The organism is Amaricoccus sp. W119, from assembly GCF_047275745.1.
GTDB lineage: Bacteria > Pseudomonadota > Alphaproteobacteria > Rhodobacterales > Rhodobacteraceae > Amaricoccus.
This window is the reverse complement of sequence record NZ_JBKQWU010000001.1, coordinates 301921-326595: the sequence shown is the minus strand read 5'-3', so window position 1 is coordinate 326595 and position 24675 is coordinate 301921. Positions and strand designations below refer to the sequence as shown.

The 24675-nt window shown below is 67.8% G+C and carries 22 protein-coding genes; 12 read left to right on the top strand and 10 right to left on the bottom strand.

What is annotated here, in order from left to right:
- Positions 1-8: 8 nt before the first annotated feature.
- From ACLJK8_RS01510 to ACLJK8_RS01490, 5 genes are all read right to left on the bottom strand, one after another.
- Complete coding sequence (locus ACLJK8_RS01510) at positions 9-1415, bottom strand: TRAP transporter large permease (RefSeq protein ID WP_413148190.1); 1407 nt, start codon at positions 1413-1415, stop codon at positions 9-11.
- Positions 1416-1419: 4 nt separating this feature from the next.
- The gene (locus tag ACLJK8_RS01505; RefSeq protein ID WP_413148189.1) at positions 1420-1995 is read right to left on the bottom strand and encodes a TRAP transporter small permease; all 576 of its coding nucleotides are present in this window, start codon (positions 1993-1995) and stop codon (positions 1420-1422) included.
- A 67-nt stretch (positions 1996-2062) separates the two neighbouring features.
- The gene (locus ACLJK8_RS01500; RefSeq protein WP_413148187.1) at positions 2063-3037 is read right to left on the bottom strand and encodes a sialic acid TRAP transporter substrate-binding protein SiaP; all 975 of its coding nucleotides are present in this window, start codon (positions 3035-3037) and stop codon (positions 2063-2065) included.
- A 59-nt stretch (positions 3038-3096) separates the two neighbouring features.
- Complete coding sequence (locus tag ACLJK8_RS01495) at positions 3097-3822, bottom strand: FadR/GntR family transcriptional regulator (protein WP_413148186.1); 726 nt, start codon at positions 3820-3822, stop codon at positions 3097-3099.
- A 175-nt stretch (positions 3823-3997) separates the two neighbouring features.
- The gene (locus tag ACLJK8_RS01490; protein ID WP_413148185.1) at positions 3998-5053 is read right to left on the bottom strand and encodes an Ldh family oxidoreductase; all 1056 of its coding nucleotides are present in this window, start codon (positions 5051-5053) and stop codon (positions 3998-4000) included.
- Positions 5054-5322: 269 nt separating this feature from the next.
- Here ACLJK8_RS01490 and ACLJK8_RS01485 point away from each other — a divergent pair, with 269 nt between their 5' ends.
- Both ACLJK8_RS01485 and nagB read left to right on the top strand, forming a co-directional pair.
- A complete protein-coding gene (locus tag ACLJK8_RS01485) occupies positions 5323-5715 on the top strand; it encodes a RidA family protein (protein WP_413148184.1) in 393 nt (130 codons plus the stop codon).
- Positions 5712-6491, top strand: coding sequence for a glucosamine-6-phosphate deaminase (nagB, locus tag ACLJK8_RS01480; RefSeq protein WP_413148183.1), 780 nt, complete (start codon positions 5712-5714; stop codon positions 6489-6491). Before ACLJK8_RS01485 ends, nagB begins: the two co-directional genes overlap by 4 nt.
- Positions 6492-6574: 83 nt before the next feature.
- Here nagB and ACLJK8_RS01475 read toward each other — a convergent pair whose 3' ends face one another.
- From ACLJK8_RS01475 to ACLJK8_RS01460, 4 genes are all read right to left on the bottom strand, one after another.
- Positions 6575-7330, bottom strand: a complete 756-nt coding sequence (locus tag ACLJK8_RS01475; RefSeq protein ID WP_413148182.1) for a copper homeostasis protein CutC — start codon at positions 7328-7330, stop codon at positions 6575-6577.
- A 75-nt stretch (positions 7331-7405) separates the two neighbouring features.
- On the bottom strand, positions 7406-9310 hold the full coding sequence (locus ACLJK8_RS01470) for a beta-N-acetylhexosaminidase (RefSeq protein WP_413148181.1): 1905 nt from the start codon (positions 9308-9310) through the stop codon (positions 7406-7408).
- Positions 9311-9352: 42 nt separating this feature from the next.
- Positions 9353-10123, bottom strand: a complete 771-nt coding sequence (locus tag ACLJK8_RS01465; protein WP_413148180.1) for an SDR family oxidoreductase — start codon at positions 10121-10123, stop codon at positions 9353-9355.
- A gap of 71 nt (positions 10124-10194) precedes the next feature.
- The gene (locus ACLJK8_RS01460; RefSeq protein WP_413148178.1) at positions 10195-11103 is read right to left on the bottom strand and encodes a MurR/RpiR family transcriptional regulator; all 909 of its coding nucleotides are present in this window, start codon (positions 11101-11103) and stop codon (positions 10195-10197) included.
- 188 nt (positions 11104-11291) lie between these two features.
- Between ACLJK8_RS01460 and ACLJK8_RS01455 the strand changes: the two genes are divergently transcribed.
- The 10 genes from ACLJK8_RS01455 to ACLJK8_RS01410 all read left to right on the top strand — a co-directional run bounded on the left by ACLJK8_RS01455 (position 11292) and on the right by ACLJK8_RS01410 (position 21981).
- Positions 11292-11795 (top strand): hypothetical protein, encoded by a 504-nt coding sequence (locus ACLJK8_RS01455; RefSeq protein ID WP_413148177.1) that lies wholly within the window; start codon positions 11292-11294, stop codon positions 11793-11795.
- 11 nt (positions 11796-11806) lie between these two features.
- Positions 11807-13303: a M81 family metallopeptidase gene (locus ACLJK8_RS01450; RefSeq protein ID WP_413148176.1), complete on the top strand. Its 1497-nt coding sequence runs from the start codon at positions 11807-11809 to the stop codon at positions 13301-13303.
- Positions 13300-14388 (top strand): alanine racemase, encoded by a 1089-nt coding sequence (locus ACLJK8_RS01445; protein ID WP_413148175.1) that lies wholly within the window; start codon positions 13300-13302, stop codon positions 14386-14388. Before ACLJK8_RS01450 ends, ACLJK8_RS01445 begins: the two co-directional genes overlap by 4 nt.
- A 5-nt stretch (positions 14389-14393) precedes the next feature.
- Entirely contained in the window at positions 14394-15557 is a 1164-nt protein-coding gene (gene nagA, locus ACLJK8_RS01440) for an N-acetylglucosamine-6-phosphate deacetylase (protein WP_413148174.1), read from the top strand.
- A gap of 5 nt (positions 15558-15562) precedes the next feature.
- Positions 15563-16489, top strand: a complete 927-nt coding sequence (locus tag ACLJK8_RS01435; protein WP_413148173.1) for an ROK family protein — start codon at positions 15563-15565, stop codon at positions 16487-16489.
- Positions 16490-16611: 122 nt separating this feature from the next.
- The gene (locus ACLJK8_RS01430; protein ID WP_413148172.1) at positions 16612-17769 is read left to right on the top strand and encodes a Gfo/Idh/MocA family protein; all 1158 of its coding nucleotides are present in this window, start codon (positions 16612-16614) and stop codon (positions 17767-17769) included.
- Between the two features lies 1 nt (position 17770).
- Positions 17771-18655: a carbohydrate ABC transporter permease gene (locus tag ACLJK8_RS01425; protein WP_413148171.1), complete on the top strand. Its 885-nt coding sequence runs from the start codon at positions 17771-17773 to the stop codon at positions 18653-18655.
- Between the two features lie 10 nt (positions 18656-18665).
- On the top strand, positions 18666-19538 hold the full coding sequence (locus tag ACLJK8_RS01420; protein ID WP_413148170.1) for a carbohydrate ABC transporter permease: 873 nt from the start codon (positions 18666-18668) through the stop codon (positions 19536-19538).
- Between the two features lie 35 nt (positions 19539-19573).
- Complete coding sequence (locus ACLJK8_RS01415; RefSeq protein WP_413148267.1) at positions 19574-20782, top strand: extracellular solute-binding protein; 1209 nt, start codon at positions 19574-19576, stop codon at positions 20780-20782.
- Between the two features lie 68 nt (positions 20783-20850).
- Positions 20851-21981: an ABC transporter ATP-binding protein gene (locus tag ACLJK8_RS01410; protein WP_413148169.1), complete on the top strand. Its 1131-nt coding sequence runs from the start codon at positions 20851-20853 to the stop codon at positions 21979-21981.
- 307 nt (positions 21982-22288) lie between these two features.
- On the opposite strand, the gene ACLJK8_RS01405 is transcribed toward ACLJK8_RS01410, so the two are convergent.
- Positions 22289-24631 carry a hypothetical protein gene (locus tag ACLJK8_RS01405; protein WP_413148168.1) on the bottom strand — a complete coding sequence of 781 codons (2343 nt, stop codon included), beginning with the start codon at positions 24629-24631 and terminating at the stop codon, positions 22289-22291.
- Between the last annotated feature and the right edge of the window lie 44 nt (positions 24632-24675).

The window sequence follows — 24675 nt, the reverse complement described above, 5'->3', positions numbered from 1 at the left end:
GCGGAAGCTCATCGGATCAGGCCGAATTGCGTCGGCAGCCAGAGCGTGATCGCCGGCACGAAGGTAATGAGCGCGAGCGCGATCATGAGCGGGATGAGCCAGGGCAGGATCGCGAGCGCCGTCCGCTCGACCGAAAGCTGCGAGATCCGCGACAGCACGAAGAGCACCACCCCGAGCGGCGGTGTCAGGAGGCCGATCATCAGGTTCAGGGTCAGGATCAGGCCCAGGTGTACCGGGTCGATCCCGTATCGCGCCGCGACCGGCATCAGGATCGGCACGAGGATCGAGATCGCGGCGATCGTGTCGAGGAACGCCCCCACCACCAGGAGCAGCACATTCACGATGATGAGGAAGGTCCACCAGTTGTCGGTGAGCGCGAACATCGCATCGGAGAAGAGCTGCGCCGCCTGGCTGACCGTCAGGAGCCAGGCGAAGATCGAGGCGGCGGTGACGATGAAGAGGACCGAGGCCGTGGTTTCGATCGTATCGAAGGACGCCTTGGCCAGCGTGCGGAAGGTCATGGTGCGGTAGCGCACGAGGCCGAGGAACAGCGTCCAGATCACGGCGGCGACGGCGGCCTCGGTCGGGGTGAACCAGCCCATGGTCATGCCGCCGATCAGGAGCACGGGCGCCATCAGCGCCATGACCGCGTGCCAGTCGAAATACCAGTCGAGCGCGATCAGTGTCGCGAGCGCGATCAGGACGGCCAGATTGATCGACAGACCGATCTGGACGAGCAGCCAGACGGCGACCGGAAATCCCAGGACGACGAGCACTTCGAGCGTCGCGCCGGCGAGCTGTTTCAGGCTGAAGGGCGTGTCCGAGCCCCAGCCATAGCGGTGGGCGAAGATGTAGACCGTCAGCATCATGAGCGCGGTCATCACCAGCCCCGGCAGGATGCCCGCCATGAAGAGCGCGCCGATCGAGGCATTGGCCATCATCCCGTAGATGACGAAGGGCAGCGAGGGCGGGAAGATCGGCCCGAGCGTCGCCGAGGCGGCGGTGACGCCGACGGCGGCTTCCACCGGATAGCCGTGGTCCTTCATCGCCTTGATCTCGATCGTGCCGATACCGGCGGCGTCCGCGAGCGCGGTGCCCGACATGCCCGAGAAGACCACGGAGCCGATGATGTTGACCTGCGCCAGCCCGCCCTTCATCCAGCCGACGAGCGAGAGCGCGAAGTGATAGATGCGGCCGGTAACGCCCGCGATGTTCATGAGATTGCCGGCGAGGATGAAGAAGGGCACCGCGATCAGCGGGAAACTCTCGACACCCGCGATCATGCGCTGCGCGGCGACGATGTCGGGGGCCACGCCGTAGATCAGCAGATAGGCCAGCGAGGCGACGGCCATCGCGACCGCCACCGGCGCGCCGACCATCATGAGGAGCAGGAAGGCTCCGATCAGAAGCAGCATGGTCTCACACCCCCGCCGTCGGGCCGGATTCGGCCGCCTCTTCCCTGACGGACTTCCTCGCCCTCAGGTCGTGAACGAAATTCTGCGCCGAGCGCAGCGTCATCAGCACGAAGGCGATGAAGACGGTATAGAAGACGAAACCGCGCGGCAGATCGACCGTGACCATGCGCTCGCCGCCAACGATGTCGATGTAGCGCCACATGAGCCAGGCCATGTAGGCGTAGAAGCAGATGCCGATCAGATCGACGATGACCTCGAGCACGCGGCCGGTCTTCGGGGAGAGGAAATTGTAGAGCAGGTCCACCACGATATGGCGCCCCATCCGCACGCACATCGCCGATCCCATGAATACCACGATGACGAGGCAGTTCGCGGCGATTTCCTCGGTCCAGGCGAGGCTGTTGTTGAGCGCGTAGCGGGTGAAGAACTGCAGGAAGATGCAGACCGCCATCGCCCAGAAGACGGCCATGGTCAGCCAGTCCTCGATGGCGTAGTTCGAAAGATCGACGGGGCCGCCCTCCTCCTCGAAGGCATGTGCCATTTCCTCGATGCTGACGGGCGCGTGTCCTGGGTCTGCCATTTAGGGCCTCCGATACGGGGTCATCATGGACGACCCCGGCGGCGAGGGCCGCCGGGGTCAGGCGGCCTTACTGGATGGCGCGGATGGCTTCCCAGTCCGTCTGTTCGTAGCCGAAGTCGTCGAGCGGGGCCTTCTCGATCACGTTCTTCTCGAAATCGGCCTTGTCGACCTCGGTCACGGTGATGCCTTCGGCGGTGAACTTGTCGACCAGCGCCGCTTCACGCTCCTGCACGATCTTGGTGGCGCGTTCCGCCGCCTCGAGCATGACTTCGGAGAAGATCTGCTTGTCCTCGTCGGAGAGGCTCGCCCAGGTCATCTTCGAGACCACGGTGTTCAAATGGTCGACGATATGTCCGGTCAGCGCGATGTTCGACTGGACCTCGTAGAACTTCTTCGCCTCGATCGTGGTCAGCGGGTTCTCCTGCGCCTCGACCGTGCCGTTCTGCAGCGCGAGATAGACCTCGGCGAAGGCGATCGGCGAGGTATTGGCGCCGCAGGCGCGCGGCATCGCGAGATAGGCGGGCACGTCCGGAACGCGGATCTTCAGCCCCTCCATGTCGGCGCAGGTCTTGATCTCCTTGTTCGCCGTCGTGTGGCGCGTCCCGTAATAGGTCACGGCGGTGATGTGGTTGCCGGTCTCCTCCTCATAGCCTCCCGCCAACCGCTGGAAGACATCGCTCTTGGCATAGGCGAGAAGGTGGTCGGCATCGCGGAAGATGTAGGGGTAGTAGGTCACCCCGATCGGCTTGTAGTCGCGCGAGGCGAAGCTGGAGCCGGAGATGATGATGTCGACGGTCCCGAGCTTCAGGCCCTGGTTGATGTCGGCCTCCTTGCCGAGCTGCGAGGCCGGGAAGACATCGATCTTGTAGCGGCCCTCGGTGCGCTTGCCGATCTCCTCGGCCGCCCAGACCGATTCCGTGTGGAACGGTTCCGAGGTCTCGTAGACATGCGCCCATTTGAGCGTGGTCTGCGCCTGCGCGGCGATCGCGCTGGCCATGACCATCGCCGTCGCCCCGATCAGGCCTCTCAATCCGAAGTTCATGCTGTAACCTCCCAGTTTCATTTGCTGTCTCGGGCGCCCGTTCGTCCCGGGGCGCAGGGTCACGTCGCGGCGGATTCCTCCGCTCGCTCGGCGAGAACGCCGTCTATGAAACGCCGCCCGGCTTCGGTCAGATGATGCCGCATGGCGTCGCGCGCGGCGGGGGGATCGGCGGCGGCGATCGCGTCGCGCACGGTGCCATGTTCTTCCAGCGCCAGGCGCCAGGTCCGCGGGTTCTCGAAATAGGCCGAGAACTGCGCGAAATAGGGCGACATCCGCTTGTGAAACGTCTCGGCCGTCAGTTTCGCCAGCACCGCGTTGCCGGTGGCCGAGGCGACCTCGATGTGGAACGCGCCGTCGAGCCGGATGGCCTGCGCGGTATCGTCGAGGCAGGCGGCCATCTCCCGCAGGTTGTCGTCGAGCCGCGCGACCGAGCGCGGCGTCGCATGAGCGGCGGCCTCCTCCGCGATGGCACTCTCGATGACGCAGCGCGCCCTGAGGAGTTCGAGCGGCCCTTCGGCGTCCGGCCGGGGCGTGTCCCCTTCCGCCCGCGGTCCAGCCGTCGAGCCGACGTAGATGCCGGACCCCATGCGGATCTCGACGTGACCTTCGACATCGAGCGCGATCAGGGCTTCCCGAAGCGAGGGCCGCGAGACCGACAGCATCTCCGCGAGCTCGCGCTCGGAGGGCAGGCGTTGTCCCGGCCCGAGCTTTCGCGCGGCCACGAGTGCCTGAATCTGATCGGCCACCTGCCGGTACTGCCGGCGGGGTCGTTCGTTCTGGACCATTGCTCCTCCCGGACCCGCCCCATTTCTCCGATGGCGCGGCAGTCGAACTGGTCTGACCAATATCGAGACTAGGCGGTGAAACCCGAATCGGTCAAGAAAATTCCGAATCCCCCTCGTCGCCTCCGTCTACGCCACCGGAGAACATCCTTCGTTCCAGGTGCTTGGCCGGTATCGTTCACACAACGGGCGAAAGCCCGAGTCGGGCGGACAGCTCGCGGAAGGCTTCCGCCGTCGCCGGATCGAGACTCACCCCGTCGCGATCACGCTCGGCCGCCACCCGCCATTCCCGGTCGCCCGGCGCCATGACCCGGGCGCCGCTCCGCGCCGGAGACTCGCGCAGCACCGTCATGTAGCGGCGCATTCCCGCGTCGAACGCGGCCCGGTCGAGGAAGGCGTCGGGGTTCAGCGCCAGCGTGAAGGCCCCGATCCCGCGCGGCGTGCTGAAATCCGGCCCCGCCATGGGCAGGATGTCGAAGCTCAGCTTCATGCCCGTCAGGACGGCGCTCAGGATCTCCGCGACACCGGCGAGCGCCGCGCCCTTGAACCCGAACGCGGCCCCGACCGGGGCCAGCATGTCGGCGACTTCGGGGTCGCGCGTGTCGATGCCGGCCGTGTCGGAGGCGACCCCTTCGGGCAGTTCGACCCCGAGGCTGCGATAGAGCTGCACGCGGTTGTAGGGGACGGCGCTGGTCGCCATGTCGAGGAGCCAGGGGTCGTCGCCCGCGACCGGCACCGCGACCGAGATCGGATTGGTGCCGTGAAAGCGCATCGCCCCGTCGTGCAGCCGCACGAAACTGTCCGAGTTGCAGAAGGTGAAGCCGATGAAGCCCGCGCGCGCCGCCTCGATCGAATAGGCGCCGGCGGGGCCGAAATGCGAACTATCGCGGACGGCGACGGCGCCGAGGCCGAAATCGCGCGCCAGTTCGACCGCGCGCTCCATCGCCCGGTAGGTTCCGACCGCGCCATGGGCGTTGTCGGCGTCGAGAACCTCGACCGCCCCCGCGCCGCCGACGCGTTTCACAACGGGCGCGCGATTCAGCCGCCCGCCTTCGAGCGCCTGCAGGTAATGCGGCAGCAGCCGGATGCCGTGACTGTCGACGCCGAGGCGCGTGCCATGCAGCATCGCGCGGGTGGCGGCATCCGCCGTGGCGGCATCGGCGCCGATGGCCGCGAAGGCCTCGCGGCAGAACCGGTCCAGCCGCGACAAGGTGACACGTTGCTCCGCGGCCATGCTCTCTCCTCCGCTTCGGACCGGTCAAGACTAAGCGGATACGGCGCGCTCCGGCAATGCCGGCGGGACCCGTTTCGCGGGCGAAGCGAGGGACGGCCGCGACCTTCGGCGGCGCTGCTCGGCCCGCCAGTCGAAAGCTGTGGATCTCGCGGCGCTGAGAAATTCATTTACATTCTTCGATGCCATACGCGGCCGATCTGCTTGAGACTCGACCAATCTTGCGCTATGAATGAAATAAATTCACATCACGAGTAACCGCAGAGGTAAGCATGACCGACACGCGACTGATCCGCTACGACACCGCCGACGCTCAGGCCGGAGGGCAGAAGCGGCCCTTCGCGAAGGCGGTCCGGGCGGGCGACTACGTTCATGTGTCCGGGCAGGTCCCGACCGTCGGCGGCGAGGTCGTCACCGGCGGGATCGTCGCCCAGACCGAACAGGTGATCGAGAACATCAAGGCCGTGCTCGCGCTCGCGGGCTGCGGGCTGGAAGACGTGATCAAGGTCAACTGCTGGCTGGACGATCCGCGCGACTTCTCGAGCTTCAACGCCGTTTTTGAGAAGCATTTCATCGACAACCCGCCGGCCCGGTCGACCGTCCAGTCGCGGCTGATGGTCGATGCGAAGGTCGAAATCGACGCGCTCGCGTGGAAGCCGCTGTGAAGGTCCTGATCCACGAGGACGCCGCGCTGGCGGTCGATTGCGTCGCGGGGCTCATGATGGCGCGGCTCGCGCGGCAGCCCGAGGTGGTGCTGGGCCTCGCGACCGGTGGCACGATGGAGGCGGTCTATGCCCGGCTGATCGAGGCCCATCGCGCCCGTCGGGTGAGCTTCGCGCGGGCACGTTCCTTCAACCTCGACGAATATGTCGGGCTCAGGCCTGACCATCCCTGCTCCTACTGGCGCTACATGCGCGAGCAGCTCTTCGACCATGTGGACATGCCCGCGGGGGCGACGCGGCTGCCGCGCGGCGATGCCCGGGACGCCGAGGCGGAGGCCGTCGCCTACGAGCGGGCCATCGTCGAGGCGGGCGACATCGGGTTCCAGCTGCTGGGCCTGGGGGCGAACGGGCATATCGGCTTCAACGAGCCAAGCTCGAGCCTCCAGTCGCTGACCCGGATCAAGACGCTGACCCGATCCACCCGCGAGGCGAATGCCCGGTTCTTCGCGAACCCGGCCGATGTGCCGCGCCGCGCCATCACGATGGGGATCGGGACCATCCTGCGCGCCGACGAGATCGTGCTGCTCGCCTATGGCGCGGGCAAGGCCGAAGCGGCGGCGGCGATGATCGAAGGGCCGATGTCGGCCGCCTGTCCGGCATCGGCGCTGCAGATGCATCGCAGGACGACCGTCGTGCTCGACGAGGCGGCGGCCGGCAAGCTGACGCTGCGGGAGTATTACGAGGAAGTTCACCCCGGCGGCCGGTCCGAAGTGGCCTGATCCGGCGCCATCCGATCGCGCATGGTCGACTGGCGCCGGCCGATCCGGCGCCGTCGATTCCAATTCGATCGATCGCTAGCTGATCAGACCGCTGCCTGATCGATTGCCACCTGATCGATTGCCAGGCGCAGGGCGCGCACGCGCCCCGCGTCGGTGGTCCGGGCGGCCGGGGGCTGGAAGCCGAACTCCGCCACGGCCGGCAGCGTCGGCGTGGGCGCCGGGACCGAGCACGAGGCATGGATCTCGCGCGGCGGCGCCTCCCCGAAGGCGGTCAGGAAGACCCCCACATTCCCGGCCGAAATGCCACCGCCCGGCATCACCGACACCTCCGGCGCCGCCCGGGCCATCACGGCCAGCCGCGCGAGCCCGAGTTCGGCGGTGCGCGCGCCTCCCGACGACAACACCCGCCGGATACCGAGATCATGCACCAGCCGCATCGCCTCGGCCGGATCGGGGGTGAGATCGATCGCGCGATGCAGGGTGATGTCGAGCCCCGCGGCGGCGGCGACCAGTTCGGCCAGCGTCCCGGCGTCCAGCCGTCCATCGGGCAGCGAGGCGCCGATCACCACGCCCGCGAGACCCGCGGCCCGCACCGCCGCGATCTCGGCGCGCATCGCCTCCCGCTCCGCCTCGGACCAGACGAAATCGCCCGCGCGGGGCCGGATCATCGCGAGCGCGGGCAGGGGCGAGCGGGCGGCGAGCGCGATCAGCCCGGCCGAGGGAGTCAGCCCGCCGAGGGCGAGGGCCGCGCAAAGTTCCAGCCGGTCAGCCCCGCCCTCGGACGCGGCGGCGATCCCCGCCGCGTCGTCCACGCAGATTTCTAGAGTGACGCGGGTCATCGGTCGTCTCCTCGTCGTTCGTCGGTTCGGTGATGGCCCCGAAGCTGGCGCCGGTGACGCCCCGGCACGGCGCGTTCAGAGCCTCGGATGGAGGCGCGCCTGCGCGGCGAAGCGGAGCCAGTCCTTGCCGTCCTTCTCGGTCCAGGCGGCCTCGGCGATGGCGGGAAGGCGTGGGAAGGCCAGGTCGTTGAACCACGCGGCCGTCGTGAAATGCTCGCACCAGACGCAGGCCTGGATGCCCCGCATCCGCGCCCGCGACTCCTCGGGAAACGCCCCTTCCGCCTCGTATTCGTAGGTCTGGCGCGGTGACACCGCGCCGGCCCATCCCGCGCCGTTCTCAAGCCAGGCCGCGCCCTGTGCCATGTCGAGGTAATAGGCCTGGCCCGGCGTCATCACCACGTCATAGCCCCGGCGGGCGAGGTCGATCCCGACCTCGGGCCTCTCCCAGGCCATCAGCACCGTGTCCTCGGGGCCGACGCCGCCGCCATGCGCGACCTCGTTCCAGCCGACCAGCACCTTGCCGCGCGCCGTCAGCATCGCCTTGACGCGGCGCAGGAACCAGCTCTGCAGTTCGAACGTGCCCGCGAGTCCCTCGCGCTCCATCCGCGCGCGCGCCATCGGCGATTCGAGCCAGGCGTTGTGCGCGACCTCGTCGCCGCCGATGTGGAAATGGCGCGAGGGAAAGATCTCGCAGAGCTCGCCGATGATCGCCTCCAGGACCTCGAAGGTCTCGGGAACTCCCGGATTCCAGGCGTTGTTGGGATAGCCCTGGACGGGGAAGTAGCTCTCGGGCGTCTCGCCCGGATCCGTGAGGCCGGGCAGCGCCGCGAGCACGCAGGCGGCATGGCCCGGAGTCTCGATCTCCGGCATGACCTCGATGCCGAGCGCCCCCGCGTGCGCGACCACCGCGCGCATCTGATCCTGCGTGTAGAAGCCGCCGCTGTCCTCCGGTCCGTCGCCAAGCTGCGGCGGCATGCCGGGGCGGTCATGCCCCCGGGTCGCACCGATGGTCGTCAGTTCCGGAAAGGCGCGGATCCCGGCCCGCCAGCCCTCGTCGTCGGTCAGGTGCCAGTGGAACAGGTTCATCCTGAACCAGGCGAGGATGTCGATGAAACGCTTGACCTCGCCGAAACTCCAGAAATGCCGCGAGACGTCGAGGTGGCTGCCGCGCCAGCCATAGCGTGGCGCGTCCTCGATCCGCCCCGTCGTGGGGAAGCGGAACGCCGGGTCGGTGGCGGCGCCGTGGAGCATCTGGGCGAGGGAGATGAGACCGTATCGCCGCCCCGCCCCCGCGCTCGCGCTCAGCGTGATCGTCGGGCCGAAGTCGAGCCGGTAGCCCTCGGCGGGGAGCGCCGCGTCATCGGCGAAGGCGAGCGCGCGGCCACCGGGGACGGCCGAGATCTGGAAGAGCTTCCTCGCCGCCGGATAGAGCCGCGCATGCAGCGCGCCGACCGAGAGCATGAGCCGTCTGTCGGCGAGCGATGTGCCCTCGGCGGCGTGGAGCATCACCGGTGCCGGACCGGCTTCGGCCTCGATCGCATTGGGCCAGGGAAGGAGCGCGAAGGGCAGCGTCAGGCGTCCCTCGGGCAGCCGGGGAGACGGCGCCGCGGGGGCCGCGTCCGCGCGGGTCAGATCGCCGGTCATGATCGGCAGGTGCTCGCCGGAGGCGAGCGTGACCCAGGCCGTCTTGGCCGCGTCGTTGCGATGCGCGGGGGCGCTGTTGAGCCCCTCCGCCCGGAAGCTCCAGCGCGCGCCCGGGGTCAGGCGCAGGTCCTTCGGCGGCTCGAACTCATGGTAGTTGGCCACGCGCCGGACGAGCCGCGCGCCTGCGATCCAGTGTCCGGGAGTGATCCGCGTGATCGTCGTGACCGAGAGGCGGAAGCCGGTCAGGTCGGTCTCGCCGAGATTGTGGAGCGTGACGGTCCAGGCGCCCTTGGGCGCCGGGTCGGGGGACCAGGCGTTTTCGAGAAAGAGAGACATCGCAGTGGGCCTTGTTCGGTATCGGAGCGGGGAAATCCGGCCTCAGAAATCGTCGCACTGGGCGAAGGTGCGGGCGAGCGCCGGGATGCCGGCCGTCAGGCCGCAATCGACGGGCAGCGTCACCCCGGTGATCGCCGCGGCCAGCGGGGAGGCGAGAAAGCCCACGGCCTCGGCGATATCCTCGGGCCGCGCGATCCGGCCGAGCGCGTAATGCTCCGCCGCCTCGTCGAAGACCGAGGGGTTGACCTCGGCCCGCGCCTGCCATGCCTGGGTGCGGACGGTGCCGGGGGCGACCGCGTTCGCGCGCACGCCGCGGCGGCCGTATTCCACGGCGATCTGGCGGGTGAGGTGGATCATGCCCGCCTTGGCCGCCGAATAGGCCGGATTGCCGAAGACCGAGATGCCGTTGACGGAGACGATGTTGACGACCGATCCCCGGTTCGCTTCGAGCTGATCCGCGACCGCGGCGAAGACGTAATAGGCGGCGTCGAGATTGAGCGCCCGGTCGGCCTGCCAGGTCTCGGCGCTGGTCGCGCGCAAGCTGGGCGAGAGGGCCGCGCCGGCATTGTTCACCAGCGTCGCGAGATCCCCCGCTTCGCGCGCGGCCCCCGCGAGCGCCGCGCAGCTTCCGGGGTCGGTCACATCGACCTGAACCGCGCGGCACCCGGGTCCGAGATCCGCCGCCGCCGCCTCGGCCGCCGTGAGATCACGGTCGGCCAGGATGACGCGGTCATGGTCGCGCAGCAGGCGGCCGACGATGGCGCGTCCGATATCGCCGGCGGCTCCGGTCACGATGGCGAGACGTTTCGACATGAATTTCCCTGGTCCTGCGCGGCGGAATGCGTCCGCGCCCGGGCCGCCGCGAGGGCCCGGGCGCGGGTGGCCTAATCGCCTAGGGATTGGCGGTCATCGCCGTCGCGGTGCCGGATCAACTGCTCCTTGATCCCGCGCAGCAGGCGCAGGGACCGGTCGCGATCCGCGTAGGCGACAAGATTGGCGAGGATGTCGATCGCGGCGAGGTAGGCATAGCGGGTCGAGGTCGGCCGGAAGATGTTCTGGCCTTCCGGCAGGTCGATGGGGATGGCGATCTCGGCCGCCTCGGCGACGGGCGAGCCGCTCCGTGTCAGCGCGATGGTCGGGATCGCGCGTTCGCGCAGCAGGTCGAGACAGCGGACCAGCTCCTGATTGCGCCCGCTGAAGGACGAGCCGATCACCACGGTGCCGGGATCGGCGGCGGCGGCCTGCATCAGGTTGACGCCGTGATCGCTGGAGGACGAGATCCGGAGGCCGAGCCGGAACAGCCGGTTCTGCAGCTCGTTCGCGACCATGGACGAGCCGCCGCCCGATCCGAAGGCATGGATCATCTCGGCGCCCGCGAGCAGATCGGCCGCCGCCGACAGTGCCCCGAGATCGAGGGCGCGGTGCATCTCGAAGAGCGCGCTCTGCGCCTTGGTCACGATGTCCTCGGCGACCTCCGCCGGGGTCGAGGTGACCGATTCCGGATGCAGGTAGCGCAGCCCGACGAAGGCGCTCTTGGCGAGTTGCACCTTGAAGTCGGAGAAGGACGCGCAGCCGAGGCGGCGGCAGAACCGCGTTACCGTCGGCGGCGAGACCCCGGCGCGCGCGGCGATCTCGGTGATCGAGGCGTTGGTGGCGAAATCGACATCGCCGAGGATCGAGGCGGCGAGCTTGCGCTCCAGCGAGGAGAGCCCGGTCTCGTTGGTCAGCGCCGCGATGAGATCGGGGGCGCCGACGCCGGTCGGTGCCCTGCCTCCGTCCATCGGGGCGGTCATGCGGGAGGCCTCCCGCCGAGGCGGATCGTGTCGGGCATGGTCATGGCGTCTTGGCAGGTTGCTGGGTTTGGCATGGCGGTTCCAGAAATTCATTTTCTAGTTCTCTTGACATTTAGCCATATTCACGGCCATGATGCCAGCGCTTTTGCAGAAAATCAGAAACAAATTTTCAGAGGAGGAGCCGACCCGTGGGAGACCGCGATCCGTTCCAGAACCCGTTTCCAGCCGAGGACTCGGACCGCCGTGCCATCTGGGAGATGCTCGTCCCACGCGATATCGACGCCTTCATCGCCGCTGACTGGGCCGCGGTCGCCGACGACTTCCTGGAGGTCAACTTCACCGGGGTCAGCGGCGGCTTCCAGTCCGATCCCCAAGGCTTCGCGCTCGCCTACCCGAGTCTCGAACTCTACCGCGCGGAATGGCTGCGGCAGGCGCGCGGTTTCGTCGCGGATCTGAACGCCGGCGCCTTCGCGGGCGATCCGCGCGCCGCGATCTTCGCCGCGACCCGGCTCGAGGAAATCGAGATCGACGGCGACGCGGCGCTGGCGCGCAAGAAGTTCGACGGACGGATCGCGAAGGCCGATGGCACCTCGGACCGGATGAACTGGCAGACGCTCTATGTCTGCCGGCGCGCGGGCGGGCGCTGGAAGATCGCCGGTTTCGTCGGCTATCTGCCGCACATCCAGGAATGACCATGGGCTCCGTGTCACCGAGACGCATCTTCGTCGCGGCGCTGGCGACCGAGACGAACACCTTCTCGCCGATCGTGATCGACCGGCGCGCCTTCGAAGCCTCGCTCTACGCCCCGCCCGGACGGCATCCCGCAACCCCGACGCTCTGCACGGCCCCGGTCACGGTCGGCCGGCGGGTCTGCGCCGAGCGCGGGTGGGAGCTCATCGAGGGAACGGCGGCCTGGGCCGATCCGGCGGGGCTCGTGTCGCGCGGCGCCCATGAATCGCTCCGCGACGAGATCCTCGACCAGCTCCGCGCCGCCCTGCCGGTGGAGGCGGTGGTGTTCGGCCTGCACGGCGCGATGGTGGCGCAAGGTTGCCTCGACCCGGAGGGCGATCTGCTGGCGCGGGCGCGCGAGATCGTCGGCCCCGGCGTCCTCATCTGCGCGGAGCTCGATCCGCACAGCCATCTGACGGCGAAACGGGTCGCGGCGGCGGATTTCTTCGTCGCCTTCAAGGAATTCCCCCATACCGATTTCGTCGATCGCGCCGAGGACCTGTGGCGCATCGTCGCGGATACGCTGGACGGGCGGGTCCGCCCGGTGATGTGCGTCCATGATTGTCGGATGATCGACGTGTTCCCGACATCGCGCCAGCCGATGCGCGGCTTCGTCGATACGATGATGGCGATCGAACGCGACGATCCGAAGGTGCTCTCGCTCTCCGCGATCCACGGCTTCATGGCCGGCGACGTGCCGGAGATGGGCACGAAGATGATCGCCGTGACCGATGGCGACGCGGATCTGGGCGCGCGGCTGGCGCGGGAACTGAGCGAGCGGCTTTTCGCGAATCGCGGCCACCACATCATGCCCGCGATGGTCGAGACGGAAGCGGTCGCGCGGGCGATGGCGGCGGAGGCCGGTCCGGTCGTGATCGCCGACATGTGGGACAATCCCGGCGGCGGCACCGCGGGCGATGCGACCGTGCTTCTGCGCGAGCTTCTGGCACAGGGCGCGACGGGGGTCGCGGTCGGGACGATCTGGGACCCGATCGCCGTCCAGCTCTGCTCCGTCGCGGGGGAGGGCGCCGAGATGCCGCTCCGCTTCGGGGGCAAGTCGGCGCCGATGACCGGCGAGCCGCTCGACGCGATGGTCCGTGTCCTCAGCGTCGTCCCCGACGCCGAGATGCGGTTCGGCGAGAGCCGGGTGCCCTTCGGCCCCGCCGCGCGGGTCGCGCTCCTGCGGGAGGATGGATCGGAGACCGGGATCGAGGTGATCCTCAACACCGTCCGCGCCCAGAGCTTCGACCCGTCGCTCTTCTCGGTCATGGGGATCGAGCCCTCGGCCCGGAAGATCCTGGCCATCAAGTCGACCAACCATTTCTACGCCGCCTTCGCGCCGATCGCGGCGCGGATCATCTACTGCTCCGCGGGCAAGCCCTATCCGAACGATCCCGCGACCAATCCTTACCGGCTGGTGCGCGACGACATCTGGCCCCGCTGCGAAAATCCCTTCGGAGGTGAGACATGACCTTTCCCTGGCCCGAGCCCGGCACCGCGCTCCGCGATGTGCCGACGCCCATGCCCGTGATCGACGAGGCGAGGCTCGCCGCGAACATCGCGCGCGCACAGAGCTATCTCGCCAGCCACGGGCTGAATTTCCGCCCGCATATCAAGACGCACAAGCTCGCCTCGGTCGCACGCCAGCAGATCGAGGCGGGCGCGGTCGGGATCAATTGCCAGAAGGTGACCGAGGCCGCCGCCTTCGCCGAGGCGGGATTCGATGACATCCTGATCACCTACAACATCCTTGGCGCGGCGCGTCTCGCTGAGTTGAAGGCGCTGAACGACCGCGTCGCGCTGCTGACAGTCTGCGCCGACAGCGCCGAGACGATCGACGGCTACGCCGGCGCCTTCGGGGACGGGAAGCCGCTCGCGGTCATGGTCGAATGCGACACGGGCGGCGGCCGCTGCGGCGCGACGACGCCGGAGGCGGCGGCGGACCTCGCCGCGCGTATCGCGGCGGCGCCGGGGCTCCGGTTCCGGGGGCTGCTCACCTATCCGGCGGTGGGTGGCGCCGAAGCGGTTCAGGACTATCTCACGCGCACGATGACGCTTCTCGCGGCGCGCGGGATCGAATGCCCCGTCCGCTCGAACGGCGGCAGTCCGGATCTCTGGAATGCGCATCTCGTTCCGGCGGCGACCGAGCATCGCGCGGGCACCTATGTCTACAACGATCGCTCGATGGTCCGGGCGGGCGAATGCGGGCCTGAGGATCTCGCCATGCATGTCCTCGCGACGGTCGTGTCGCGACCGACGCCGACCCGCGCGGTTCTCGACGCGGGCTCCAAGGCGCTGACCTCCGATCTTCTCGGCTTCGCCGATCACGGCGAGATCGAGGGCCTGCCCGGCGCGCGGATCGTCGCGCTGTCGGAGGAACACGCGGTCGTCGATCTGGGCGACAGCGCCGGGCCGCCGCCCGCGATCGGGGACCAGCTCCGGATCGTGCCGAACCATACCTGCGTCGTGTCGAACCTCTTCGACCGCATGGTTTTCCACCGCGATGGCGTGGTCACGCGTGTCGAGCCGCTGATCGCCCGCGGCACCGTCTGGTGAGCGACATGACCGACCTCGCCCCTATCGATCTCGTCTCCACCGATCTCGTCCTTCATACTGATCGCCTGTTCGACGGCCATCACTGGCACGACGACGCCGCCCTCGTGATCCGCGACGGACGGGTCGCGGCGGTCCTGCGGTCGGGCGAGGCGCCCGGCGGCCCGCGGCTCGACGGCTGGATCGCGCCGGGGCTCATCGACCTGCAGGTCAATGGTGGCGGCGGCGTCCTCCTCAACAACGATCCGAGCCCGGAAGGCATCGCGCGGATCTGCGCCGCGCATGCCGCGCTTGGCACGACCGGCGTCATGGCGACGCTGATCACCGACCGCCCCGACGTGACCGAGCGCGCCATCGCTGCCGCCCGCGCCGTCGTGGGGGAGCCCGGCCTCCTCGGCCTGCATCTCGAAGGGCCGCACCTCGACCGGTCGCGCAAGGGGACGCATGATCCGAGCCTGATCCGGCCGATGACCGAGGCCGATCTCGAGACGCTGATCGCGGCGGCCGCGGAGCTGCCCTGCCTGATCTGCACCGTCGCGCCGGAATCGGTCACGGCGGAACAGATCGCCGCGCTCGCCGGGGCGGGCGTCACGGTGAGCCTCGGCCACAGCGACTGCGCCGCCGATGGCGCGCGCGCCGCCTTCGACGCCGGCGCGCGGATGGTGACGCATCTCTTCAACGCGATGAGCCAGCTTGGCCACCGCGCGCCCGGACTCGTCGGCGCCACGCTCGACGACGGACGGGTGTGGGCCGGGCTGATCGCCGACGGCTTCCACGTCGATGATGCGACGATGCGCATCGCGCTGCGCGGCAAGGCGGGGCCGGCGCAGATGTTCCTCGTCTCCGACGCCATGTCCACGATCGGCACCGACCTCCCCGGCTTCACGCTCAATGGACGCGGCATCCTTCGCGAGGGCGGGCGCCTGACGCTGGCCGACGGAACGCTGGCCGGGGCCGACATCGCGCTGATCGACGCGGTCCGCTACGTCCATGCGAGCCTCGGCTGGTCGCTCGGCGAGGCGCTGAGGCTCGCGGCGCTCTTCCCCGCGCGCGCGATCGGCGCCGAGGACCGGGGGCATCTGCGCCCGGGTGCCCGCGCCGATTTCCTGACCCTGACGCCCGAGATCACCGCGTCGAGTGTCTGGATCGCCGGACAGCGTATGGAGGCGTAGGCCCGATGATCATCTGTTTCGATATCGGCGGTTCCGCCATCAAGATCGGCCATGCCTACGCCGCCGAGCACGTCCGCCCGATCGGCCGGGTGCCGACCCCGGGGCGGGATTTCGCCGCTTTCACCGCCGTCCTGCGCGAAGCCATCGCCGCGGCCGGGGTCTCACCCGCCCGCGCCGCCTTCTCCATCGCCGGCATCGTCGATCCGGATACCGGTATCGCGCGCGTCGCGAACATCCCCTGCCTCAATGGGCGCGTGCTCCAACGGGATCTGACCCTGGCGCTCGGCCTGCCGGTCGATCTCGCGAATGACGCGGATTGCTTCGCGCTGGCCGAGGCGGTGGTCGGCGCCGGGCGCGGCCATGACACGGTTCTCGGCCTCATCCTCGGAACCGGCGTCGGCGGCGGCGTCGTGGTGCGCGGGCGACTGCTCGATGGGCCCGGCGGTTTCGCGGGCGAGCTCGGCCATGGTCCGGTCACGCAGCGCGTCGTCGGCGATCCGCCGGTCACGCTGCCGGCCTTTCCCTGCGGCTGCGGCCAGTCAGGCTGTCTCGACGCGGTCTGCGGCGCGCGCGGCATCGAGATGCTGCATCGCCATCTGCATCCCGGAGCCTCCGCCGACAGCCACGCGATCATCGCGGGCTGGCAGGCGGGGGCGGCGCGCGAAAGCCGCACGGTCGCGATCTGGCTCGAGATCCTCTCCGGTCCGCTCGCGGTGGCGCAGAACCTCCTCGGCGCCGGGATCATCGTCGCAGGGGGCGGGCTCTCCAATTCCCGGCCGCTCATCGAGGCGCTCGACCGCGAGCTCCGGTCCCGCGTCCTCTGCCGCGTGGAGCGCCCGCTGATCGTGAGGGCGGAATGCGCCATCGAGCCGGGTCTCGTCGGCGCGGCGATCCTCGGCCTGCGCGAAACCCGCGAGGCGGTTTCCGCCTGAGCGCGAAACCGCGACGTTCCTGAAAATCTATTACAGATACGACAGGATGTCGCACCCAAATCATTGGTAAAATGGCCGAGTTTGTGCCATTTTTAGAAAAAGAATTTCTCTCAGGGAGCGCTATGAAAGTCGCCATCATCGGCCTGGGCTATCGCCTGGGGTATTTGGGCTATGTCTTCAGGGAGATAGATCCGGCGTTCGAGATCGTCGGCTATTTCGATCCCGCGCCGGCCGGGCTTCCGACGCTCGTCGAGCACGGCATCTCTCCCGGCACGCGCCACGAGTCTCCGGAGGCGCTGGTCGCGGCGGGCGGGTTCGATCTCCTGATGATCGGCTCGCCCAACCACATGCATCTCGACCACATTCGCCTCGGGCTCGAAGCGGGGGTGAAGGTCTTCTCCGAGAAGCCGATCGTCTCGTCCATCGAGCAGACGGTCGAGCTCGCGGGGCTGCTGGCGCGCCATGGGCATGACCGGCTGCTCGTCGGCCTCGTGCTGCGCTACGCCCCGCTCTACCGCGATCTGCTCGCCGCGCGCGACGAGGGGCGGCTCGGCAGGATCGTCTCGGTCGAGGCCTCCGAGCATATCTTCCCCTATCACGGCGCCTTCTTCATGCGGGACTGGCGGCGCTACGAGAAATGGGCGGGCAGCTTCATGCTGGAGAAGTGCTGCCACGACCTCGATCTCTACAACGGCCTGATCGGGGCGCGGCCGATGCGCGTGGCAAGCTTCGGCGGCCGCGCGACCTTCGTGCCCGAGAACGATCCGCGCGCCGAGGGCGTCAACGACCTGAGCATCTTCCACCGCAAGCCTTCGGGCTGGAACGGCACCGACCGGGTCTTCGACACCGACGCCGACATCATCGACCATCAGGTGGCGATCATCGAATACGCCAACGGCGTCGGCATGAATTTCCACACCAATCTGAACGCGCCGGACCAGTACCGCCGCTTCGCCGTCTTCGGCACCCGCGGGCAGGCCGAGGGCGATTTCACCCGCGGATTCCTCAACGTCACCGACGTTCTGAGCGAGTCCCGGGTGGTCGAGCGCGAATACGCGGAGACGGCGCTGTCGCAGCATTACGGCGCCGACGAGCGCATGGCCGCGGAAGTCGTCGCGCATGTGACGGAGGGCGGTCCGCTGCCGGTCTCGCCCACGGATGCGCTCGAAGCGGGCATCCTCGCGCTCGCCATGGACGACGCGCGCCGCGCGCGCCGCGTCGTCGACCTCGCCCCCGTCTGGGACCGTTTCGATACCGCGCTGGCAAGGAGGGCGGCCTGACATGACCAATTCGAGATCCGCGATGATCTTCGCATGGGCGCTGCTCGCGCCCGCGATCCTCTATGTGCTGTGCATCGTCGCATGGCCGCTCTTCGAGACCTTCCGGCTGTCCTTCACGGACGCCTCGCTCCGCAAGGTGACGAACTACGTCGGCTGGCGGAACTACGAGAAGATCTTCAACGAGACCTTCTTCACCGTCATCCTCCGGACCTTCATCTGGACCTTCTTCTCGGTTCTTCTGAAGATGATCATCGGAACCTGCGGCGCGGTGCTGCTCAATGCCGCGGTTCCCGGACGCCACCTGTTCCGCATCCTGACCATGCCGCCGTGGATCGTCCCGATGGCGATCGGCATCTTCATGTGGGGCTGGATGTACAACGGCCAGTTCGGAATGATCTCGGGCCTCCTGCAGAGGTTCGGGCTGGTCGACGGCCCGGTCGCCTTCCTCGCCTACGGGAGCACGGCCTTCTGGGCGACGATCGTGACCGACGTCTGGATCGGTGTGCCGATGGTGACGATCTACTTCCTCGCCGCGATCCAGGCGATCCCGAAGGATCTCTACGAGGCCGCCTGGACCGATGGCGCCAGCCGCTGGACGCGATTCCGCCGCATCACCCTGCCGCTGATGGCGCCGGCGATCATCACCATGTCGATGCTCTCGCTCATCGCCACGTTCAACAGCTTCGACATCATCTGGATCCTGACGCAGGGCGGCCCCTCGGGCCAGACCACGACGATGATCATCGACACCTATCAGGTCGCGATCGGCTCGAAGAAATACGGCGAAGGCGCCGCGCGCGCCGTGGTGATCTGCCTGTTCCTGTCGCTGTTCTGCGTCGCCTATTTCCGCGTGACCCACCGCATCTCGGGCATGGGCAAGGGCTGAGGAGGAAACCATGGCACTTTTTCATGACGACAACACGCCGATGATCGACCGCTACCGCTGGTGGGAGGTCATCGGGGTCTACGCCGGGATCGCGGCCTTCCTGTTCTTCATGCTGGCTCCCTTCCTCGAGGGCTTCCTCGTCAGCCTGAAGCCGCTCTCGCAGCTCTTCTCCTCGCCATACCGCTTCTGGCCGGAGGACGGGTCCTTCGCCGCCTATTTCACCATGTGGGAGAGCGTGCCGGGCTTCGCGCGCTACATCTTCAACTCCTTCCTGATCTCGACCGTGGCGACGCTCATCGTGCTCTTCCTGGTGGTTCCGGCGGCCTATGCCTTCGCCCGGTTCCATTTCATCGGCATGGGGCTGGTGCTCGCCGGCTTCCTCGCGGTCAGCATGTTCTCGGGCGCGGTGCTGCTCATCCCGCTCTTCCGGCTGATGCGCACGCTCGGGCTGCTCAACACCTACTGGTCGATGATCGTCCCGGGCGCGGCCTTCCTGATCCCGGCCGCGATCTGGCTCCTGCGTACCTACATGATGCGCATCCCGATCGAGCTCAACGAAGCCGCCTACATGGACGGCGCGTCGCAGTTCTATACCTTCCGCCGGGTGATCCTGCCCATCGCGATGCCGGGCATCGTCGTGGTCGCGATCGTGACCTTCATCGGGTCCTATTCGCAGCAGTTCATCTTCGCGCTGACCTTCAATTCCAAGACCGAATACATGCCGCTTCCGATCGGGCTCTACGCCTATTTCGGCAAGCAGGAAGTGATCTGGAACGAGCTGATGGCGGCCAGCTTCGTGGGCATCGCGCCCGCGCTGGTCATCGTCTTCTTCCTCCAGCGGTATCTCGTCGGCGGCCTGACCGCGGGCGCGGTGAAGCAATAAAAGACCTCACACCAGGGAGAGATAAGGTGTCCACCATGTTTCCGAAAACTCTGATCGGGTTCCTTCTCGCGGGAACCACGGCGCTGCCGGCGCTCGGCGAGGAGATCAGCTGGATCTATTGCGGCGACAGGATCGATCCGGTTCACGAGAAGTACATCGGTGAATGGGACGCGGCCAATCCCGACTATCCGATCGCGGTCGAGGTGGTCGGCTGGGCGCAGTGCCAGGACAAGGCGACGACGCTCGCCGCCGCCGGCAGCCCCGCCGCGCTCGCCTATGTCGGCTCGCGCACGCTCAAGGAATTCGCGCTCAGCGAGCTCATCGTGCCGGTGCCGATGACCGAGGAGGAGAAGGCGGCCTATTTCCCGCATGTCGTAGATACCGTGACCTTCGACGACACCCAGTGGGGCGTGCCGATCGCCTTCTCGACCAAGGCGCTCTACTGGAACAAGGACCTGTTCGCGAAGGCCGGGCTCGATCCCGAGACGCCGCCCAAGACCTGGGCCGAGGAGATCGAATTCGCCAAGGTCATCACGGACAAGACCGGTGTCCCGGGCTATGGCCTGTCGGCGAAGTCCTTCGACAACACGATGCATCAGTTCCTGCACTGGGTCTACACGAACAACGGCAAGGTGATCGACGCCGAGGACAACATCGTTCTCGACAGCCCCGAGACCCTCGCCGCGCTCCAGGCCTACAAGGACATCACCCCCTATTCGGTCGAGGGCGCCACCGCCTACGAGCAGAACGAGATGCGGGCGATCTTCCTCGACAGCAAGGTCGCGATGCTTCAGGCCTCGGTCGGGGCGGCGATGCTGCTCAAGGACACCGAGATGAACTGGGGCGTGACCACGCTGCCGCTCGGCCCCTCGGCCGATGGGCCGGGCACGCTCCTGATCACCGACAGCCTCGCGGTCTTCGCGGATTCCGGCGTCGAGGAGAAGGCGGCCGAATTCGCCAAGTTCATCACCTCGCCCGAGATCCAGATCGAATACGAGCTTTCGCCGGATCTGGGCCTGACGCCGACGCGGCCGTCGGAGCGCGTCGATGAACTCGTCGCCGAGGTTCCGTACTGGCAGCCCTTCATCGAGGGCATCGCCTTCGGCGGGCCCGAGCCGCTCTTCACCGACTACAAGGGCCTGCAGAACGTCATGATCGACATGGTCCAGTCCGTCGTCACCGGTTCCGCCGAGCCTCAGGCCGCGCTGACGAAGGCCGCCGAAGCGCTTGAAGAATACAAGTAATCACACCGGACGGCCCGGGAGCATCGCGACCGGGCCGGACATCCGGGCCGAAATGGAGGAAAGGTAACTTGGGTCAGCTTACACTCAACAACGTCGTGAAGAGCTTCGGCAAGATCGATGTCGTCAAGCACGTGTCGCTGGACATCGCGGACGGCGAGTTTGTCGTGTTCGTCGGCCCTTCGGGCTGCGGCAAGTCCACGCTGCTCCGGATGATCGCGGGGCTCGAACACACGACCGGCGGCGACATCGTCATCGACGGCCGCAAGGTCAACGACCTGCCGCCCGTCAAGCGCGGCATCGCGATGGTCTTCCAGTCCTACGCGCTCTATCCGCATATGTCGGTCTACGAGAACATCGCCTTCCCGCTCCGCGTCGAGCGCGCGCCGGAGGAGGCGATCCGCGAGAAGGTCGAGGCGGCCGCGACCATCCTGCACCTCGACCAGCGCCTGCAGCAGCGGCCAGGGATGCTCTCGGGCGGGCAGCGTCAGCGCGTCGCCATCGGGCGCGCGATCGTGCGCGAGCCGAAGATCTTCCTCTTCGACGAACCGCTGTCGAACCTCGACGCCGCGCTGCGCGCCGACATGCGCATCGAGCTTACCCGCCTGCACAAGCAGCTCGGCGCGACCATGATCTACGTGACGCATGACCAGGTCGAGGCGATGACCATGGCCGACCGGATCGTGGTGCTGAACGGCGGCTACATCTCGCAGGTCGGCGCGCCGCTCGAACTCTACCACAAGCCGCGCAACACCTTCGTGGCGGGCTTCATCGGCAATCCCGGCATGAACATGCTGCCGGTCACCTGCCTCGGCGTCTCCGACGCGGGGGTCGAGGTCGATTTCCAGGGCCAGCGGATCGTCATTCCGGTGGAAGGCCGCGGCGACATTGTCGGAAGCGAGCTTCAGCTCGGCATCCGCCCCGAGCATGTCGCGATCGGCGCGGGCGACGGACGGATGACCATCACGCCCTCGGTCATCGAGCAACTCGGCCAGCAGACGATCGGCTACGCGCCGCTGCCGGGCCGCGAGGAGAACTTCTGCCTCGTGCTGCCGGGCACGCGGCTGATCTCCGAGGAGCAGCCGCTCGAGGTCGGGTTCTTCGCCGGCGACTGCCACCTCTTCGATGGCGCGGGCGAGGCGCTGGAGCGCCGCGTCGATCCCTCGAACATGAAGACCCCGCCGCTCCCCCTTTCCGCCTGAGGGGGAGATCCGGGCGGGTGGCCGGCGGCTGGAACGCCGCCGGCCAGCTCCCCTCGGTGTTCCCCGGGGACCCCGGCATTTCCGAGGGTCTCGTGATCGGGAACGCCTTCCAGAATCGGCAGCAGGTCCCGGTCCTCGGCAGTCAATGCGTCCTCGCGTTTGGCCCGGTGGAACAGCCGCGCGCCGAGCAGGCGGTCTCGTCCAGTCTCGGCGGGCAGGGTGGCGCGGGCGTTCTTGCTCCGCGCCACCCGGGGAGCGCCGCGGGCCTCAGATGATCAGGAAGTCATCGTGGCTGAGATACGTGCCGTCATCGACCTCGGCGAGCTTCACGCGACCGTATTTGACGCTCGAGCCGTCGCGGTCGAACCAGATATCGCCGTTCTTCCGGTCGTAGAGGGCGCGGTCGTCCTTGTCGACGCCCTCCCAGAGCTTCGGCGCGGAGACGAGCTTGAACTGCCGGGATCCAGCCTTGCTTCATCCCCTGCCAGATCGCGTTGTCGATCTCGAACCAGTCGTCGTTGCCCTTCTTCCGGCTGAAATCGTCGATGACATCCGCCGCCGAACTGCCGTTGCTCGTGGAGAAGACGAAGGCGTCGTCGCCGCCGCCGCCTTTCAGGAGGTCGCTGGCCCGGCCGCCGTCGAGACGGTCGTCGCCCTTGCCGCCGAGGATCTCGTCGTGTTTCGAGTTCCCCTTCACGTCGATGGCGGCGGCGCCGGCCGCGCGGACGAACCCGCCCTTGGAACCGAGCAGGACCTGCCCCTCGCCCCGGACCCGCACCATGTCCCAGTCCCGGATGTCGCCGGTGTCGAGGAAGACGCCCTTCTCGCCGTATTCGACGACGACGTACTGCTTGTCCGCCTGCTTGGTGAAGGCCTTGTCGAGCTTCGCCGTGGGCCGCCGCGGCGCCTCCGAGACGTCGAGAACGTCGATGCCTCGGAGCTTGCCTCCGAGCCCCGAGTCGAAGTTCGAGCCCGCGACGATCCTGAGCGTGTCCTCGCCCTTGAGCGCGAGGATGTCGGGCCGGGCGCCCTCGCCGAAATTGCCCGGTCTGAGCGAGAAGGTGTCGTTGCCCGAAGTTCCGGTGAAACCGACGTCCGAGCCTCGGGCGAGAACGGAGACGCCCTTCTTGGTCGCGGGTCCGAAGGTGATGTTCATCGCCGCGTATTCGGACTTGCTGATGCCCTTGAGCGTCAGGGCATGGCCGCCGCCGAAGGAGATGACGGTGTCGCCGCCCACGTGTTTCGCCGCGAGCGCGCCGCGCGATGCGACCCCGGCGCCGCTGAGATCGAGCGTGTCGCCACCCTTGCCGGAGGTGAAATCGAGAATTGTGTCGAGCCCGTAGTCGCGGCGGTAGACGAAGGTGTCGGCCCCCGCGCCACCCGACAGAATATCGTCATCGACTCCGCCGTCCAGCAGATCCTTGCCCGCGCCGCCGTGCAATTCGTCGTCGCGTTCCTTGCCGTAGAGCTTCGAGCCGCTGGCGTGGCCGTGGGCGATATCCTCGGAGTAGCTGCCGATCAGGTACTTGAACGTGACGTCATTGGCATCGACGGTCGAATTCGGGTGGATGTTCCGGTTGCCGGTCTGGACCGCCTTCTTCACCTCGCCGGCGCTCGAGAATTCCAGCACCGAGCGATCCACGACGATCGTATTCCCGCTGTCGGCGCTGCCGTGGAAGTTGATGTCGCGGTTCGTCGAGGTGACCTCTATCGTGTTGTGGTGCTCGGCAGAGAAGGAGGCGAACAGGACGCCGTGGCGCATGTCCTGGTCCGTCAGGTTCGTCAGCGTATTGTTGAACGCCGTGCGCAGGTGGAAGGCGTAGCCATTGCCTCCGGCGCCCTTGTTGAAGGCGCCCTTCGCCTCGAGGCTGTCGATCTCGGCGCCGTACATGTTCGAGAAGTCGAAGGCGGTCGAGGCGACGTTGAGCGTCGAGACGTCATGAAGGACGAGGCCGCGGACCCCCGAGATCTCGAGCGCCGCTTGCGTCCCCTGCTGGGAGAATTCTTCGTAGACGTTTACGAACCTGTTCTTGTCCGGCGTGCCGGGAAGATCCGAGGTCACGGTGAAGCCCGAAAGTTCGACCCCGGCCAGCAGGTCGGGAATGCTCACCCTCGTCACCGTCGCCCCATTGGCGTCCGAGCCGGTGAAGGCGTAGGGCGTCTTCGATTTCAGCGTGACCGTGTCGCCATCGACCGCGACCACCTCGGCCAGCATCTGCCGCAGCTGCTGGCCGAGCTCGTTCTTCTCGGCGGCGTCGAGATGAGTGTTGCCCGTCTCGATGAAATAGGCGTCGTCGTTGTCCTGCTCGATCTTGATCACCATGCCAGCGGTGATCCCGGCCGCGCTGTTGAGGACGATCTCGGTCGTTCCATCCGCGACGGTCGAGCTCCTGAGCGTCGTGACCTCGGTCCCGCCGCCGCCGTGCACGACGATGGCCTGCGCGTTGCCGTCGCCGATCGCGCTCGCCTTCAGGATGGTCGCGCCGACACCCGCGCCGGTCACCGTCACATCGGAGCGAAGGATCCGGATCGGTTCCTCCAGATCATAGGTTCCGGCGGCGAGCAGGATGGTGAGCGGACCGTCCGCCGCCCGAATCGCCGCGTTGATTTCGGCGGCGCTGCTCTCCGCGGTGAAGGTCAGTGTCGTCATGCGCGGCCTCCTGATGTCTTGCCATTGCAATCCTGGGGCGACGC

What these genes read in the sequence shown, in the direction of transcription:
- ACLJK8_RS01510 (WP_413148190.1), bottom strand. Translation starts at nt 1,415, where the DNA reads ATGCTGCTTCTGATCGGAGCCTTCCTGCTCCTCATGATGGTCGGCGCG.
- ACLJK8_RS01505 (WP_413148189.1), bottom strand. Translation starts at nt 1,995, where the DNA reads ATGGCAGACCCAGGACACGCGCCCGTCAGCATCGAGGAAATGGCACAT.
- ACLJK8_RS01500 (WP_413148187.1), bottom strand. Translation starts at nt 3,037, where the DNA reads ATGAACTTCGGATTGAGAGGCCTGATCGGGGCGACGGCGATGGTCATG.
- ACLJK8_RS01495 (WP_413148186.1), bottom strand. Translation starts at nt 3,822, where the DNA reads ATGGTCCAGAACGAACGACCCCGCCGGCAGTACCGGCAGGTGGCCGAT.
- ACLJK8_RS01490 (WP_413148185.1), bottom strand. Translation starts at nt 5,053, where the DNA reads ATGGCCGCGGAGCAACGTGTCACCTTGTCGCGGCTGGACCGGTTCTGC.
- ACLJK8_RS01485 (WP_413148184.1), top strand. Translation starts at nt 5,323, where the DNA reads ATGACCGACACGCGACTGATCCGCTACGACACCGCCGACGCTCAGGCC.
- ACLJK8_RS01475 (WP_413148182.1), bottom strand. Translation starts at nt 7,330, where the DNA reads ATGACCCGCGTCACTCTAGAAATCTGCGTGGACGACGCGGCGGGGATC.
- ACLJK8_RS01470 (WP_413148181.1), bottom strand. Translation starts at nt 9,310, where the DNA reads ATGTCTCTCTTTCTCGAAAACGCCTGGTCCCCCGACCCGGCGCCCAAG.
- ACLJK8_RS01465 (WP_413148180.1), bottom strand. Translation starts at nt 10,123, where the DNA reads ATGTCGAAACGTCTCGCCATCGTGACCGGAGCCGCCGGCGATATCGGA.
- ACLJK8_RS01460 (WP_413148178.1), bottom strand. Translation starts at nt 11,103, where the DNA reads ATGACCGCCCCGATGGACGGAGGCAGGGCACCGACCGGCGTCGGCGCC.
- ACLJK8_RS01445 (WP_413148175.1), top strand. Translation starts at nt 13,300, where the DNA reads ATGACCTTTCCCTGGCCCGAGCCCGGCACCGCGCTCCGCGATGTGCCG.
- nagA (WP_413148174.1), top strand. Translation starts at nt 14,394, where the DNA reads ATGACCGACCTCGCCCCTATCGATCTCGTCTCCACCGATCTCGTCCTT.
- ACLJK8_RS01435 (WP_413148173.1), top strand. Translation starts at nt 15,563, where the DNA reads ATGATCATCTGTTTCGATATCGGCGGTTCCGCCATCAAGATCGGCCAT.
- ACLJK8_RS01430 (WP_413148172.1), top strand. Translation starts at nt 16,612, where the DNA reads ATGAAAGTCGCCATCATCGGCCTGGGCTATCGCCTGGGGTATTTGGGC.
- ACLJK8_RS01425 (WP_413148171.1), top strand. Translation starts at nt 17,771, where the DNA reads ATGACCAATTCGAGATCCGCGATGATCTTCGCATGGGCGCTGCTCGCG.
- ACLJK8_RS01420 (WP_413148170.1), top strand. Translation starts at nt 18,666, where the DNA reads ATGGCACTTTTTCATGACGACAACACGCCGATGATCGACCGCTACCGC.
- ACLJK8_RS01415 (WP_413148267.1), top strand. Translation starts at nt 19,574, where the DNA reads ATGTTTCCGAAAACTCTGATCGGGTTCCTTCTCGCGGGAACCACGGCG.
- ACLJK8_RS01405 (WP_413148168.1), bottom strand. Translation starts at nt 24,631, where the DNA reads ATGACGACACTGACCTTCACCGCGGAGAGCAGCGCCGCCGAAATCAAC.